Consider the following 15,239-nt stretch of genomic DNA (forward strand, 5'->3'; position numbering starts at 1 on the left):
TCACTTTGCACAACATCATTTTTATACAATCAATTGTACACAATAGACAACAAGCCTGATTTAATGCGGTTAATGCTTTGTGAGGCAAAATAAAAGGAAGAACGATGTCCGTTCAATGGACATGTTCTTCTTTTTGGTTAGTTATACTAAATTCAGACTTTCAGTGAACCGCGGAATCCTCTGGCAGCATAGTAGGAATCCGCCCCATTATGGTACATGAATACAGTGTCGTAGCGCCGATCACAAAAAATCGCCCCTCCAAGCTTTCGAATGGGAGCTGGCGTTTTCACCCAGCTCGACGTTTTCATATCAAAATTTCCAAGTGTCTGCAGCATCCGATATTCGTCTTCTGATAATAAATCGATCCCCATGTCAGTTGCCATATCAATCGCACTATTTTCTGGTTTATGTTTTTTTCTTGATTCCAGCGCTTCCCTGTCATAACAAACACTCCTGCGGCCTTTCGGACTTTCCGCTGAACAATCGTAAAAAACATATTCATCCTTCTCCACATCATAACCGACAACGTCCGGTTCGCCTTCGGTCTTCTCCATTTCATGGAGTGACCACAGTTTTTCTGAATTAGCTTCTAGCTTATCCTCGATTTTAATCCACTCAAGACCCTCGTGCCGGTTCATGTTGTTCTCAAAGCGAGTTTTCAATGTTTGAAGTAGGTCGTCACGTTGTTCAGTCGTTAATTCATTTTTATCCGTCGTCATAGTAAATTCCACCTTTTTTACGTATTGTCGCTCGGCTTATCTGCAAACAAGCTTCTTTCCATAGTATACTCCTTCCCCCTGCAATTTTTGAACTTTGAAATAAAAAGAGGAATTCAAGGCGCATGTCTCGAAACTTCTATATATAAGGAAAGGAGGGGCTTTTTATGAAGCCACCTGTAGCAAAACGTATTCCACATCCACACGAACTGCATGGCGATGTGCGCGAAGATGACTATTATTGGCTGAAGGATCGTGAAAATCCGGAAGTCATCCATTATTTAGAGGGAGAAAATCGGTATTTCGAAGACATTATGCGACCGCTTGAGGAACGAACCGAGCAAATTTATCAAAGCATGGTAGACCGTGTTCCTGATTCGGAAGTGAACGTTCCCGTGCAGCATGGACCTTATTTCTACTATTCCCGATTGGATAAGAGCAAGCAATATCCAATTTATGCACGCAAGCGGGCGGCAAGCCGCGAACTTCTTTCGGAAGCATCAGAAGAAGTAGTGCTTGATCTGAATGAATTAGCCGAGGATGGCGACTATTTAAGTGTGACAGTTCAGAGGAGGAGCACTGATCATAACCGTCTTGCCTATTTGGAGAACCGGGATGGCACAGATCGGTACACCATTCATGTCAAGGACATGGATACAGGCGAATTACTGCCGGATCGGATTCCGAATGTGTTTTTGTATGGCAGTATGGAATGGAGCCGTTGCGGCGACTATATTTTTTACATTACCGTTGATGACAATCAACGCCCTTGCAAGCTCTGGAGACATCGTTTAGGAACTGACGTGGAGAGTGATGAGCTTGTCTATGAAGAAAAGGACGAGACATTTACGCTTTACGTAACAAAATCGCAAAGCGGGAAATTTATCTTTGCACATTCGGGATCGAAAACGACTAGCGAAATTCGTATGCTGGATGCGGATGCTCCGTTATCTCCTATGCAACTAGTGGATGCGCGGCGTGATGGAATCCTATATGATGTCGAGCATTGGGGCAATGACTTGCTCATTTTGACGAACGAGAATGCGTTGAATTTCCAGCTGCTCCGTTGTCCGCTAGATGATCTTGAAGCACGTACAAACGTCATTGAGTATAATGAGGACCGTTATCTACAAGAAGTGTATCCGTTTCGCGACGTCCTTCTAATTGCCGGCCGGGAGAATGGATTGACGCAAATTTGGATGCTGCGCGACGGTGAGCTGGAGCAAATCAGCTGGGAAGAGCCGATTTACAATGTTGCGGTTTTATCCAATCAAAGCTACGAAGCTACTGAAGTATTACTACAATACGAATCGCTTCTGACACCAAAAACAACGTATGGACTAAATCCTGCAACTGGCGAGAATCAATGCTTACAAGTCGCACTGGTAAGCGGCGAATATGACCGTTCCCGCTTCCGTCAAGAGCAATTATGGGCGACTGCAGAGGACGGCGTTAACGTGCCGATGACGGTCGTCTATCAGGAAGGTGCTCTTGACAATGGACCTGCCCCGCTAATTTTATATGCCTATGGATCGTATGGAGCGAACAGCGATCCACGTTTTGATCCGTATCGCTTGCCGTTATTGGAAAAAGGGATTGTCTTTGTCACTGCACAAGTACGAGGCGGTTCCGAAATGGGACGGAGCTGGTATGAGGATGGCAAGATGCAGCACAAACGAAACACATTTACCGACTTTATCGCAGCGGCGAAACATCTAATTGAGGAAGGTTACACTACATCGAGTCAAATGGCTGCCCGCGGAGGAAGTGCAGGAGGGTTACTAGTTGGAGCTGTCGCCAATATGGCAGGCGAGCTGTTCAAGGTCATCGTTCCAGCAGTGCCATTCGTCGATGTCGTCACGACGATGCTGGACACGACAATTCCTTTGACTACTTTGGAGTGGGATGAATGGGGCAATCCTCAAGAAAAAGAAGACTATTTCTATATGAAGTCCTATAGCCCTTATGATAATGTGGAAGCGAAAGATTATCCGCATTTGTATATTACAACCGGCATCAACGATCCGCGTGTCGGTTATTGGGAGCCTGCCAAGTGGGTTGCGCGTCTTCGAGCGTTGAAAACCGATGACAACACACTTGTAATGAAAACGAATATGGGTGCTGGTCACTTCGGCAAATCAGGCCGTTTCAATCACTTGAAAGAAGCCGCAGAATGCTATGCATTCATCCTTGATCGGCTCGGTGTTGCCGTAGAAGAAATTTCAACTCCCCGTTAATCGGGAGCAGACTGTAGGCAAACTCCAAACATTTTGGTGTTTGCCTATCGTCTTTTTTCTTAGCCATTCAAGCGGCACTTCATTACTGTACTGTATATCCACCATCAAGCACTACCGCTTGACCGGTCATGCCTTTCGCTCCATCACTTGCAAGGAACAGTGCCAAATCGGCGACTTCCTTAACATCTAATAGTCGTTTCTGAGGAACTAATGGATATATGACTTCCTCCAATACGGATTCGAGCGGAACATCTCGTGTTGTCGCTAAGTCTTGCAGCTGATTCCGCACTAACGGCGTGTCAACATACCCAGGACAAATTGCATTCACCGTTATTCCATCCGCAGCCGTTTCTAAAGCCGCTACTTTCGTCAACCCAATTACACCATGCTTAGCTGAATTATACGCAGCTTTCCCCGCGAATCCTACAAGGCCATTGATCGAAGCCATATTCAGGATCCGTCCAAATCCATTTTTCTTCATGTGAGGCAATACGAATTTAGTTGCAATGAATGGTGCTGTGAGCATAATTTTGATAAGCAATTCGAAACGCTCTGTTGGAAAATCTTCAAGCATCGCAACATGCTGCATCCCTGCATTATTAATAAGAATATCAATTTTACCAAAATGAGTTATCGCTTCATTGATTGCCTTTTCTAAATCTGCTTCGGATGTGACATCGCACTTAATTCCAATAGCGTCCCCACTTAGGTTTCGGACTGCAGCTTTCACTTTTTCCTCATTAATATCCGAAAGCACTACTTTAGCGCCCGCTTCAGAAAATTCTTGGGCAATTTCAAAGCCAATCCCTTGTGCAGCGCCTGTTATAAATAAAACTTTACCTTCTACCATATGAATTCCTCCCCTTCGCCATTTAATTTTCTCAAAATAGGAAATAGAGTGCAAATAGAAGCGTTTCAGGATTTAAAAATGAGGTGAAATCATTCACTGTCGAATGGATTTCACCTCTTTTGAGATATTATTGATTCAAATCATAAATCTGGCCTTTGATCAGATAAGCAGCGCTTTCAGCGATATTTGTAATGTGGTCCGCTGTTCGTTCAAGATAACGGTTGATGAATAGTAATTGGACAAGCTGTGTAGTCTGCTCTGGATGAGTACGTAAATATTCAGTGATGATTTTGTAGTTTTCTGCATAGTTGTTGTCGACTAGATCGTCTAAGCCCGCAACTTCTTTGGCAAATGCCATATTTCCATCGATAAATGCAGTTACGGCCATATTCAGCATCTTAAGGGACGTTTCATTCATTTGCTCAAGATTAGTAATATTGATCAGCGAATCGGTTTTTCCGATTTTAGCAGTCGCCTTCGCGATGTTAACTGCAAAATCAGCGATCCTTTCGATATCTGAAGTGATCTTTAATGACGCAATGATTCTTCGGAGATCCGTTGCAAATGGTTGTTCCTTTGCAATCAACCACACAGCGAATTGGTTGATTTCGTGGTCAAGATTATCAATGGCTGTATCTTCATCAATGACTCGCAATGCTAATTCAACATCTTGTGTTTTAAAAGCAGTGAAGGCTTTCTCAAATGCAGATACGGTAAGTTTGTTCATCTCCAACATTTTGTTTTGCAGTTCTTGCAAATTCTTGTCAAAGTTTTTTCTAACATTCATCATTACAGTCACCCCTTGATTTTATTAACCAAACCGACCCGTTACATAATCTTCTGTTCTTTGGTCTTTCGGATTTGAAAAGACGGTATTCGTGACATCATATTCAATGATTTCTCCATTTAAGAAGAAAGCTGTTTTATCTGATACCCTGGCAGCCTGTTGCATGTTATGGGTTACAATTACAATTGTATATTCTTTTTTCAATTGTGCAATCAATTCTTCAACTTTCAACGTCGATATTGGATCTAATGCCGAAGTAGGCTCGTCCATGAGGATAACGTCCGGCTTCATTGCAATCGCACGTGCAATACAAACCCTTTGCTGCTGGCCGCCTGATAGACCGAGTGCCGATGACTTAAGACGGTCTTTCACTTCATCCCAAATCGCAGCACCACGTAGGCTTTCCTCAACAATTTGGTTCAATTCTTTCTTATTTTTAATGCCTTGCGCCCGAGGTCCGTACGCTACATTATCATAAATGCTCATTGGGAATAAATTCGGCTTTTGGAATACCATGCCGACTTTTGTACGAAGCTTAATGACATCGCTTGATTTATAAATATCTTCGTTATCAATGACAATATCTCCGTTAATTTTCACTCCATCGATCAGATCATTCATCCGGTTGAGTGTGCGTAGAAAAGTTGACTTCCCGCAACCCGATGGTCCGATTAACGCCGTCACTTTCTTTTCTTCAATATTTAACGACACATCGTAAAGTGCCTGTTTATCTCCATAAAATAGACTCAAATCTGTTACACGAATCTTTGCTGTTCCTTCTGACTGCTTCATAAGCGCTACATTCTCCTCCTTCACTTCTATGTCCCGTTCTTTTCAATTGCCAAATTAATAATCTGCTTTATTTAATTTCTTGGAAATGAACGTAGCTGAGAAGTTCAAAATCAAGATGATCACAATTAAAACGATTCCAATGGCAGCTGCAAGTTCAATATCTCCTGCCTCCTGTGTCACTAAATAAGAGTGAACCGTCAATGTTCTTGCAGAAGAGAAAATGCTTGCTGGCATTGCCGCCACAGTTCCAGCTGTTAAAAATATCGCAGCCGACTCGCCGACAATCCGCCCCATGGAAAGGATGATTCCCGATAGTATCCCAGGCATTGAACTTGGCAAGATGACTTTCATAAGCGTTTGAAGTTTCGTTGTTCCTAAAGCCAATGAACCTTCACGATACGTTTGAGGGACCGTTTTCAACGCTTCTTCTGTCGTTCGGATGACAACAGGCAATACGATAATCGTTAACGTTAATGACGCAGCGATGATCGACATGCCTAGCTTTAACGTCGTTACAAAGAAAACTGCACCGAATAATCCGTAGATGATGGACGGAATCCCTGTTAAGCTTTCCGTCGCAAAACGGATCGTTTTTACAAGCCGACCTTGCTTCGCATATTCTTGAAGATACACAGCTGCCAAAATTCCGATCGGTGTTGCGATTACAAGTGAAATGACGATTGTATAAACGGTTGTAACAATCATCGGCCAAATGCCCCCGCCACCTGTTGGCGAATAATCGCCAAAGATGAACTCGAAATTGATGAGTCGGAATCCTTTATAAAAGATGAACCCTACAATTAGCAGAAGAATACCAACTGTGACGAAAGCGGAAAACCATAGAAGCCCGCGCAATACATTATCTTTAAACGCCCTCATCTTATTTGGCCCCCTTTGCGCTGATTTTTGCCAAAACAAAATTCAAAATCAAGATAAAGGAGAACAACACGATACCTGTCGCAAATAACATTTCCTGATGCACTCCAGCAGCATAGCCCATTTCCAATGCGATATTAGTAGTTAACGGACGAACACTGTCTGTCAGGCTAGTAGGCGTGATTAAACTGTTTCCTGCAATTAAGATAACCGCCATCGTTTCTCCGATTGCTCTACCTAAGCCTAGAACGATGGCTGCCATAATACCGGACTTGGCTGCCGGTACAACGACTTTAAAGATCGTGCCGATTTCAGAAGCACCGAGCGCCAAAGAACCTTCCCGATACGTTTTAGGCACAGCACGAATCGCCGTTTCGGCTACCGTCACAATCGTCGGAAGCATCATGATCGCCAATACGATAATAACGGCCAATAAGCTCTGCCCCTTCACTAAACCTAAGTTGTTTTGCAAAAACGGCACGATAATCGCTAGTCCAAAAACGCCATACAAAACAGACGGGATTCCGGCAAGCAACTGAACAGCCGGCGAAATGATTTTCGCAAATCGTTTTGGTGCAATTTCTGATAAGAAGATAGCTGTAAATAAACCAATGGGAACCCCGATAAGCAAAGCTCCAATTGTCGCATATATAGAAGCGACAATCATCGGGAATATCCCGAATTTATCCTCACTTGGCACCCAGTCCACTCCAAAGATAAAGTCGATAAAGCTGTAACCTTCCGCAATGAATGGATGGGATCCTCTATAAAATACAAATCCGACGATCAACAACAAGCTGAGCACGGATAGAAGTGCACAAAATAAAAATAGCTTTGATGATAAGCTTTCTAGCATATATTTTCTTCTATTTGATTTACCATTACCTATACTTTGCTTTTCAATAGGTGGGCTTGTCATAGCTGCATCCCTCCAAGATCGCTTTTACAATACTTACGATTAGTTAACGGGGATAGCCCCAGTTTCAGAAACAACATCTTGTCCATCTGGACTTAAAATGAAATCAATGAATTGTTGACCTGCGTCAGTCAGATTTTCTTCTTTCGCGACGAACAAGAAGGGACGTGATAATTTATATGTTTGCTGCAGAACATTTTCTGCCGTCGCCTCCACTCCATTAATGTCAACCGTTGAAATGGACTCATCTACATATTCGAAGGAAATAAAACCGACTGCATGCTTATTCATAGCAACAGTCGTTTTAATATTGCCGTTGCCGCTTGCAATAATTGCATTTCTCACTAGCTCCCCTGATGAGAAATCGACGATTTCCTGGAACGCATCACGTGAGCCTGAACCATCCTCCCGGGATACTACGACAATCTCCATATCGTCGCCGCCAACCTCTTTCCAGTTTGTCACTTCACCGGTGAATATTTTCTTCACTTGCTCCAATGTAAGATCTTTTACTTTGTTCGTCGGATGAGTGACGACAACGATGCCATCGTACGCAATGACTATTTCGTTTAATCCGCTGTCGATCTCTTCCTGCTTTAAATCACGGGAAGCCATACCGATTTCAGATACTCCGTTTATAGCATTTGTTATGCCTGCCGAAGATCCGATTTGGTTGATTTCTATTTTCACATCATTATTTTCTTCATATTTAAAAGCTAATTTTTCAGCTAACGGTCCTACGGAAGTAGACCCTGAAATAGCAATCGTAGCAGCACTGTCATTTGACGATTTGCTACCCCCTTCGGCATCGTCGCCGCATGCAGTCAGTATAGCCGCTAAGGAGATAACGAATAATCCTTTTATTGCATTCCTCATGAATTTCATATTTGTACCTCCGGAATGATTTATTGACCCTTTGTAAATAATAATGCCGAATTGTAAATTCTATTAAGTTTTATTGTAAAGGTTTCGTAAATTCTATTTACACATTCTGAATTATGCGATATATGCGTTTTAAAAATAATTGCATGCTGTTAACTCAAGTTCCCCTTATTGAAGTTTTTAATACGGATGTTGCACAGGCACGTCCCAATTTTGCTTGGTATGACTGTCGCGAATGCAATTTGACTATACTATCGTTCGAGGAGTGAAGGATATGTATAAATTGTTGTCTCATAATGATTTGGATGGCGTTGGTTGCGGCATTTTAGCGAAGATCGCTTTTGGAAAGCAGGTTAAAGTACGATACAACTCTGTTTCAGGTTTAGACCGTGAAGTGGAATGGTTTTTGGAAAATGAAGACCTAGATACATTTTTGTTCATTACGGATTTATCGGTAAGCGAGGAAAACGAGAAGAGACTTGAGGCGTTTTATGAAGATGGCGGAAAGGTGGAATTGATCGATCACCATAAAACTGCGCTCCACTTTAATGATTATGAGTGGGGACATGTTGTAGTGGAGGACGACGAAGGAAAATTAACTTCAGCGACTTCCCTATTTTATGAATACCTTATTACACATCAACTAATGGAACCATCCGAATCGATAGCCGAGTTTGTCGAGCTCGTCAGGCAGTATGATACGTGGGAATGGGAGAAAAATAATAATCAGTATGCACAACGTCTGAATGCACTTTTTTTCTTAATGACCATTGAAGAATTTGAAGAAACGATGATCAGTCGGCTTGTTGCAGATGAACATTTCCATTTCGATGAATTCGAAAAGAAAATTCTCGATATGGAAGAAGATAAAATCGAACGATACATTCGTCGTAAAAGGCGAGAACTCGTCCAAAGCCATGCAGGCGACCTTTTTGCAGGAATCGTATATGCGGAATCTTACCATTCAGAGCTTGGCAATGAACTTGGCAAGGAATACCCGCATCTTGATTACATCGCCATTCTAAATATCGGTGGTAAACGGGTCGGCTTTCGAACGATCCACGATCATATTGATGTGTCTGAAGTTGCGGGGCAATTCGGTGGAGGCGGACATGCTAAAGCTTCTGGATGCTCGTTGAACAAGGATGCTTTTCAACAGTTTGTATTGGACACATTCCACTTGGAGCCACTAAGAGAAGATGCACGACGAAATCGCTATAATTTGAAGCATTCTTCGTTCGGTTCCCTGTATAAAAACCCAATGGATGAAAGCTTTTTCCTCTATCCAGAAAACGACAAGACATGGGCAATTAAACAAAATAACACAAAGTTGGAACGGAGTTTTACAAGCTTCGAGGAAGCGGAATGTTTCCTGAAAAGAAACTACGAAGCTTGGCTCGTACGGGACGACGCTTTTGTCAATTATTTAATGGATCAGATTAAGGTTAATAAACCGGATAAAGTGAATTAGTTGCTAACACAATGAAAAGTGCCATACCCAAAGAATTTAGAACACAAAGGGTATGTGGCACTTTTCATATTTCGTCTTATTGATCTGAAAACAGCCTACCATTAACTTTTTGTTTTGGAGGTTGAAGACTAGACTCATAAATGGAAGTTAAGCATTACCACTTACTTAACTATGCAGACCTCCACTTAACCAAGGACGGTGTCGATACGGACCGGTCGGGATTTGTATGAGGCTGGTTTTTTCTTGTGGACTCAGCTTGTAAATATCATCACATATATTCACATCGAATCCGAGGAGTGGGTGCCCTCCGAATCCGAGGGCTGACGCGACTAGCAGCAGTCTTTGCACTAGCATACCTGCTTCCATTTGTTGGATGCGGTATCCTCGGTATCCCAATTCCGTTTTGAAATGATTTTTGTCCCCGACTACATGTAGACAAAGCGGCACTTGGAACAAATTTACATTATCTCCGGACAAACCGTGCTGTAACCGTAATCGCTGATCTCCGAGTTGTACCAGGTGTAACGCATGAGCATCGCTGTCATACTGATATGCACCATTCGGAATGCCCTCGACGTTATACAAACATCCGGAAAGTGAGACACGGGACTTCTGTTTGTTTTGAACTCCATCCAAATCATTTTGATATGAGAAGGAATCCATGGCACTCTTGAGTAGTGTGGCAAGTTGTATTTGATTTACCTTTCTCAAAACGAAATCAATGTCCGGTGAAAATCGCATTCGGCAGACCGACGCCAAATCATACGACAATTGCTTCACATGAGGCAGAGTTACTGTTTGACCTTCACAATTGATTGGCTCCTCCTTGATCTGCCGAAACGATCTAGTTGATTCCAACATAGATGCTTCATTCATCTTCGTTAGCATCGGAAACTCTTTAACCTTTCGTGAGTGGACATAATGAGTAGATTGAATTGCTGTCAACTCTTGGCATAATTCAGTAGCAGAGTCATCCTCATCTATGTTACCTCTGTTGAAGCAGCTTGTTGATTCCGCCGATAGCGGAATTACCGCATACACACTCTCCTCTTGTTCGGATAAGCCAAGCAGGTGATTGATGGCCCGGTCAAGGAACTGGAAATATACCGAAGAGGCGAAGCCAAAACATTTTGCAACTTCTAGTAATTGTCCTATCAGCACACCAGCATCCAACCCTTGAAGTCGATAGGAAAAATTATTGTATTTAAAAAAATTCTTCCAAAACATTGTCGATACAAATGCAACACCAAAACAATCGATTATGTCGCAGCGATTACCAAGTGCCCGGGATATATATGAATCGAAATTTCCTTCGCGCATCATCACTAAGCGATGATGTGCAACATCATAATGGTAAACACCGACAGGCAAATTCTCTATCTTCAGATACACGTACAATTCGTTTGGATACAGCGCCCCACCAGAAGGAACAAATCGCCGCTTCGACTGCATTAGGTCCATGGCTGGATTGCTGGAATCCACGTCCATCTTTGACTCGCTAAATTGAGTTAGACCAAATACATACCAGAGAAAATGACCGATGTTGCTAAGGTCAAGCTTTGCAGGTAGTTCCATTCCTTTAAGCGTCAGTGGTACTTCTAAAGAAAGCGTAAACACAGGTAAGCCACGATAGAGCTTATACGTAAGCGGGGCATCATCCCAATCCACTTCCCAGTCTGGCGGGCTTACATTGTCAATGTCAAAATGGAGATTGTGCAGTAATGCCTCAAGATTCATCCTCCTACCTCCTAATCACCGGTTATGGGAATGGATGCGGATATGGGTTGAGCTGTTCGAGTGTTAACAGTTCATCCTTATATCCGAGTTCCATTGGCACTCGAAGCACCCTCTCAAGCCCTGTTATTCGGGTAAGATGTTGACCGAATGTCATCGGCAGCATCCCCGGAATTAGGACTTTTACGCAGAACAGTCCGTTTTGTTTGATTTCCGGTGCCGTTTGGTCCACCACGATCACATCGAGGTTCAATCTCCTAAACACCTGGAGAATATCCCGGAGATCATCCGTGAGGTCTGCATGCACTGCCTCCCATTTGAATTCCTCCTCAAACGTTCGCAATGGCCGATTATCATCTAACAAAAACTGCAGGCGTTCTTGCGCTTCCGGCAACCCATACAACATCCCATGATCATCCATCTTCCGTACCAAGGAAGAGTCTTTCAACATTCGCAAATACTCCTCCCGGTTTGCCTCTAAATTCTCGTCAAGTATTAGCATCATGCCCGCCAACTCATGAATCGCGCTTTTCGCCGCACGTATTGGATCCAGATGAGCGCCGGCCGCAGCAATAATATTCAACCCCGTTTTTTTCCTGTTTTTCGCAAGTATCAAAACACTTGGAATTCCGTTCTCCATCGTCGAATTATAAAAATGAAGATCATAACCACAAACCGCCCGCACACGATCAATCATCAACTGTAATTCTTGATCATTAGTTGAACAAGGGTCAAGACGTGGTAGTGCCATCTCCGCGTACCAAGTCATTAAGAACGAGTCACGCTCTACAACTTCCATAATACCGTAGAAAATGGCCTCCTCTAGACTACCGCCTAACGCACATCCATTGGAAGTTTCATAGACAAATCCCTCTCCGCCCAAGCTGTAATATGCAAGCAACTCTGGAATAAGAATAGGACGCTCTTTCAAAAATGAATAACCCCAAACCCAATTGATGGAGCGATCAGGATTGAACGGTTCGAACGGAAAATTAGGCAGCGCATACTGTTCCTTTGAATGCACACCTACCCTTAGAGGATTAAGCGCTCGGTCTTCCAGATTACGGAAACTGTCATGAACCACTGTTCGTTTTCCACTTGGAGATAAACCACAGTACCGCTCCAATCCCTCCAAAATAGCAGTAGACTCACTAACCTTGTATGAATGAGTCCGGCCTGCCACCCCCTCGTCTCCGGCAAACAACGGCAGATTAACACTTGCATCGGCAAACGGCAGCATGAGGTGATACATTTTACTATTTACCAAACCAGTCCGATCATCTAGATAATCCTTGCTTAGAATCTTTTGCAGGTCATCTATGGAACGACTGCGGTAACTGTCGGTACTGATTTTCAGACTAGATTGTAGTGTAATTAGGGCCGCGGCTGGTGAATCATCGGGTAATCGATTACAGACCGGACATAACGGGTCAGGAAGAAACGAATGCCATGAACTCTTTAGCGATTTCAGATTGATTAAACATAAACGACCTTCAGAACGAATCTGCTCTCCATCTAGTATGCTCTGTACCTCTGACTCGAGAAGGTGCGCCATTTGCAATAATCCGGTACGCGTTGCCCAAGCATCATGCGAAATTTCACCGTGAGCTTTAAGTCTCTGCTCCATCTCCCACATCTCTTTACGGTCTCGGCCGGCCATGAGACGTCGCTTGTCTGCACATTGGGAGCATCCTGGTATTTCCGGAAGCACTAGTGGCCCAATCACTCCTTCTCCATATGAGACAAAGCCTCGCATCCAAGGTATGCCGGTTGGCCTCAACACTTCTTCTGCTCTTTTATGGATGGAAGGATTCAAGGTATCGTGCAATACTAGAACCAGATCAGTCGTGTGCGGTACTCCTTCTTCGAAATCAAAGCGGCGTATTACTTCGTATTGAGTGGAAAGATCCCCGCACACACGGTCAGCCAATAATCCTTCTCCAACAACCATAATGACGGCACTCACCGGAATCCTTCCTCCTCTCGTAAGAATACGCCAAACAGCCCTGCGATCCCCTCTTTCAAAAATGGTTCAAATGCTAGATCAACTACTGATAGCCGTTTGTGATTCTGTTCTAAGATTTGTATAGCGGAATGCAAAATCTCAGACTGTCTCTTCTCATCACAAGCGGAGATAACAAGGCTGAGTGGTACTTTTTCTTCCAGTTGAACAATTTCCTGCACTCGCACCCGGTGGGAAGTCATAAGCGCCTGTTGTAGCGCTTTACGCAACGCCAATGTACTATTCAAATCTACAGCACTATACCAGTCGTCATTCGTTCCGACCCAGATGACAGGGAACCCGTTCACTTCCTCTCCCAAGCCAATCGTCGGTGCACCATGCATCGTGGTCAGTGCATCCAAATAAAACCGGCAGTGTTCATCTTCTACCGTATCCATTTGTAACGGAGCAACATGGATCTTTTTGTTTTTGATCTGCAAACTTAGCTCATTGTCCAAACACTTTTGCAATCCCCGGCAAATACTTTCCGCAACTGTTTCTCCCGCTCCAACTCCGATGAATTCATTTATTTCTGCCTCGTTCTCCCCATTTTCCTGACTTGCAGGTAGGGTCGCAACGAGCAGCTCAACCGCTCGTGATACATACGATTCAATTCCAGCCAATCCCGCTTTTCTCCGCGCTTCCTCATGCGTGAAATCTGTACAAACAATGTCTGGTAAAAGGTCAGCAGGTCCCTTCGATAACATATCAACCGCCTGAACGCGGCACTGAGCTAAAGGCAGCTGCTTGAGATCTCCTTCCTCCCAAATATGAAAAATCCCTGATACTTCCGATGTCAACTGGCTGAAGTAAAGCAACAATCTATTCGGTTCATCTTTGCTTTCGCTTCGTTCAAGACGCATTTCCAAATCTGTTACCCATTCACTAGACACGTGTCCATCCACCAACGGATGGGGCAAAAACGAATGCCAACTTCCTTCTAATGTGTCTAGATCAAGCAAATAGAATAGGTTCCTCGGTTCAGATTCGGTCACTCCCGTAATCTCTTTAAACAATTCAAATGTGATTACATTGGCTAACATTGCCCCTGCTGTGGCAGAGAAAGCGCTGAACTGCTGCTCTTTGGAAAGTACAGTTCGATGCATGCGCCTCCACGCAGATTCCCAACTCCTCTCAGAGTCTGGATGCACAAGCGGACCCGCGAGGCCCACATGCTGGTGGCATAGAGCAGGGAGAAACACCTTCTTTTCTTCCCTACAAACCTGATGAAGAACTCGGAGTTCCTCAATATCGCCCTCCTGAGACACATACATTATCGAATCAAACGGTTGAACAATTTCCCGCCAACAACGTTCCCCCTCCTTCTGGAAGCTGACCTCTTCTACCGCTACCTCGGTGTCTGTTTCACGGGCATGTGCCACGAGTTCCATTAACCGCTGTCTATTGGTCGACTCCGAGTCAGTGATGAGCATATGGAACTTGGGCAATCCAGATTCAAGTAACGAAGAAACCAAAGAAACAAAAAAAGGACCAGCACCAACCGCCAACACTCTTGCCTGACGATAAGTTTGAAATTGGTACGCACTCGAGTCACCGAAACTGTCCAGAAATTCAATTTGGGAAGCATACTTATTAAGGACCTGATCGGTCAATTGATGTGGAAGATCTTGGCTCACATCCCGAGCATACTCATTTCGGTACAGCACTTCCGCAATTTCATAGACACGATTTCGATATGGAACTGGCAATCCTTCTGTCAAATCCCCTAGCGTATGCTTCCCGTTGAACATCGGTACCAGTTTTTCAATCCACTGAACAATCCCAGTTCCTTCCACACGAAAAGAGCTTTTATTATTCCTAAAATACACACTGCTATTTGAATCGGGGAGAAAAAATGTGTCTCTTTTCACTTTCAGACGCATCATAGGGGTCAAATTTGACATTCCGCTCCTCCTTCTAAACCGAAATTATGACCAACACTATAATCCTATGTACCGTAACTTGTTTCATATGTT

General features: G+C 43.6%; 12 protein-coding genes. 2 read left to right on the plus strand and 10 right to left on the minus strand.

Features of this window, described 5'->3' with window-relative positions; genetic code table 11:
* Positions 1-152: 152 nt before the first annotated feature.
* On the minus strand, positions 153-719 hold the full coding sequence (locus AC0L13_RS15315; RefSeq protein WP_473641069.1) for a DUF4256 domain-containing protein: 567 nt from the start codon (positions 717-719) through the stop codon (positions 153-155).
* Between the two features lie 164 nt (positions 720-883).
* Between AC0L13_RS15315 and AC0L13_RS15320 the strand changes: the two genes are divergently transcribed.
* Positions 884-2,953, plus strand: coding sequence for a S9 family peptidase (locus AC0L13_RS15320; RefSeq protein WP_473641071.1), 2,070 nt, complete (start codon positions 884-886; stop codon positions 2,951-2,953).
* A gap of 82 nt (positions 2,954-3,035) precedes the next feature.
* On the opposite strand, the gene AC0L13_RS15325 is transcribed toward AC0L13_RS15320, so the two are convergent.
* The 6 genes from AC0L13_RS15325 to AC0L13_RS15350 form a co-directional block, all read right to left on the minus strand.
* Positions 3,036-3,803, minus strand: coding sequence for a 3-hydroxybutyrate dehydrogenase (locus AC0L13_RS15325; protein WP_473641073.1), 768 nt, complete (start codon positions 3,801-3,803; stop codon positions 3,036-3,038).
* A 127-nt stretch (positions 3,804-3,930) separates the two neighbouring features.
* Positions 3,931-4,593 carry a phosphate signaling complex protein PhoU gene (gene phoU, locus AC0L13_RS15330; RefSeq protein WP_473641075.1) on the minus strand — a complete coding sequence of 221 codons (663 nt, stop codon included), beginning with the start codon at positions 4,591-4,593 and terminating at the stop codon, positions 3,931-3,933.
* A 21-nt stretch (positions 4,594-4,614) separates the two neighbouring features.
* Complete coding sequence (gene pstB, locus AC0L13_RS15335; protein WP_473641077.1) at positions 4,615-5,382, minus strand: phosphate ABC transporter ATP-binding protein PstB; 768 nt, start codon at positions 5,380-5,382, stop codon at positions 4,615-4,617.
* 54 nt (positions 5,383-5,436) lie between these two features.
* The gene (gene pstA / locus AC0L13_RS15340; protein WP_473641080.1) at positions 5,437-6,261 is read right to left on the minus strand and encodes a phosphate ABC transporter permease PstA; all 825 of its coding nucleotides are present in this window, start codon (positions 6,259-6,261) and stop codon (positions 5,437-5,439) included.
* A gap of 1 nt (position 6,262) precedes the next feature.
* Positions 6,263-7,177, minus strand: coding sequence for a phosphate ABC transporter permease subunit PstC (gene pstC, locus AC0L13_RS15345; protein ID WP_473641082.1), 915 nt, complete (start codon positions 7,175-7,177; stop codon positions 6,263-6,265).
* A gap of 39 nt (positions 7,178-7,216) precedes the next feature.
* A complete protein-coding gene (locus AC0L13_RS15350; protein ID WP_473641084.1) occupies positions 7,217-8,059 on the minus strand; it encodes a phosphate ABC transporter substrate-binding protein in 843 nt (280 codons plus the stop codon).
* Positions 8,060-8,330: 271 nt separating this feature from the next.
* On the opposite strand from AC0L13_RS15350, the gene AC0L13_RS15355 reads away from it, so the two are divergent.
* Entirely contained in the window at positions 8,331-9,527 is a 1,197-nt protein-coding gene (locus tag AC0L13_RS15355) for a DHH family phosphoesterase (protein WP_473641086.1), read from the plus strand.
* A gap of 165 nt (positions 9,528-9,692) precedes the next feature.
* On the opposite strand, the gene AC0L13_RS15360 is transcribed toward AC0L13_RS15355, so the two are convergent.
* Genes AC0L13_RS15360 through AC0L13_RS15370 form a run of 3 tightly spaced genes read right to left on the minus strand, consistent with a single transcriptional unit; the run spans position 9,693 to position 15,167 of the window.
* Complete coding sequence (locus tag AC0L13_RS15360) at positions 9,693-11,264, minus strand: SagB family peptide dehydrogenase (protein ID WP_473641088.1); 1,572 nt, start codon at positions 11,262-11,264, stop codon at positions 9,693-9,695.
* Positions 11,265-11,286: 22 nt separating this feature from the next.
* Entirely contained in the window at positions 11,287-13,212 is a 1,926-nt protein-coding gene (locus AC0L13_RS15365) for a TOMM precursor leader peptide-binding protein (protein WP_473647048.1), read from the minus strand.
* Positions 13,213-13,223: 11 nt separating this feature from the next.
* Positions 13,224-15,167 carry a putative thiazole-containing bacteriocin maturation protein gene (locus tag AC0L13_RS15370; RefSeq protein ID WP_473641090.1) on the minus strand — a complete coding sequence of 648 codons (1,944 nt, stop codon included), beginning with the start codon at positions 15,165-15,167 and terminating at the stop codon, positions 13,224-13,226.
* Positions 15,168-15,239 lie beyond the last annotated feature (72 nt).

The sequence above is a fragment of the Sporosarcina sp. QA0331 genome, from assembly GCF_055808055.1.

Bases quoted from the DNA above. Each gene is read 5' to 3' on its own strand.
- AC0L13_RS15365 (WP_473647048.1), bottom strand. From the start codon at position 13,212: ATGGTTGTTGGAGAAGGATTATTGGCTGACCGTGTGTGCGGGGATCTT.
- AC0L13_RS15355 (WP_473641086.1), top strand. From the start codon at position 8,331: ATGTATAAATTGTTGTCTCATAATGATTTGGATGGCGTTGGTTGCGGC.
- AC0L13_RS15325 (WP_473641073.1), bottom strand. From the start codon at position 3,803: ATGGTAGAAGGTAAAGTTTTATTTATAACAGGCGCTGCACAAGGGATT.
- pstC (WP_473641082.1), bottom strand. From the start codon at position 7,177: ATGACAAGCCCACCTATTGAAAAGCAAAGTATAGGTAATGGTAAATCA.
- AC0L13_RS15360 (WP_473641088.1), bottom strand. From the start codon at position 11,264: ATGAATCTTGAGGCATTACTGCACAATCTCCATTTTGACATTGACAAT.
- AC0L13_RS15350 (WP_473641084.1), bottom strand. From the start codon at position 8,059: ATGAAATTCATGAGGAATGCAATAAAAGGATTATTCGTTATCTCCTTA.
- pstA (WP_473641080.1), bottom strand. From the start codon at position 6,261: ATGAGGGCGTTTAAAGATAATGTATTGCGCGGGCTTCTATGGTTTTCC.
- pstB (WP_473641077.1), bottom strand. From the start codon at position 5,382: ATGAAGCAGTCAGAAGGAACAGCAAAGATTCGTGTAACAGATTTGAGT.
- AC0L13_RS15370 (WP_473641090.1), bottom strand. From the start codon at position 15,167: ATGTCAAATTTGACCCCTATGATGCGTCTGAAAGTGAAAAGAGACACA.
- AC0L13_RS15315 (WP_473641069.1), bottom strand. From the start codon at position 719: ATGACGACGGATAAAAATGAATTAACGACTGAACAACGTGACGACCTA.
- phoU (WP_473641075.1), bottom strand. From the start codon at position 4,593: ATGATGAATGTTAGAAAAAACTTTGACAAGAATTTGCAAGAACTGCAA.
- AC0L13_RS15320 (WP_473641071.1), top strand. From the start codon at position 884: ATGAAGCCACCTGTAGCAAAACGTATTCCACATCCACACGAACTGCAT.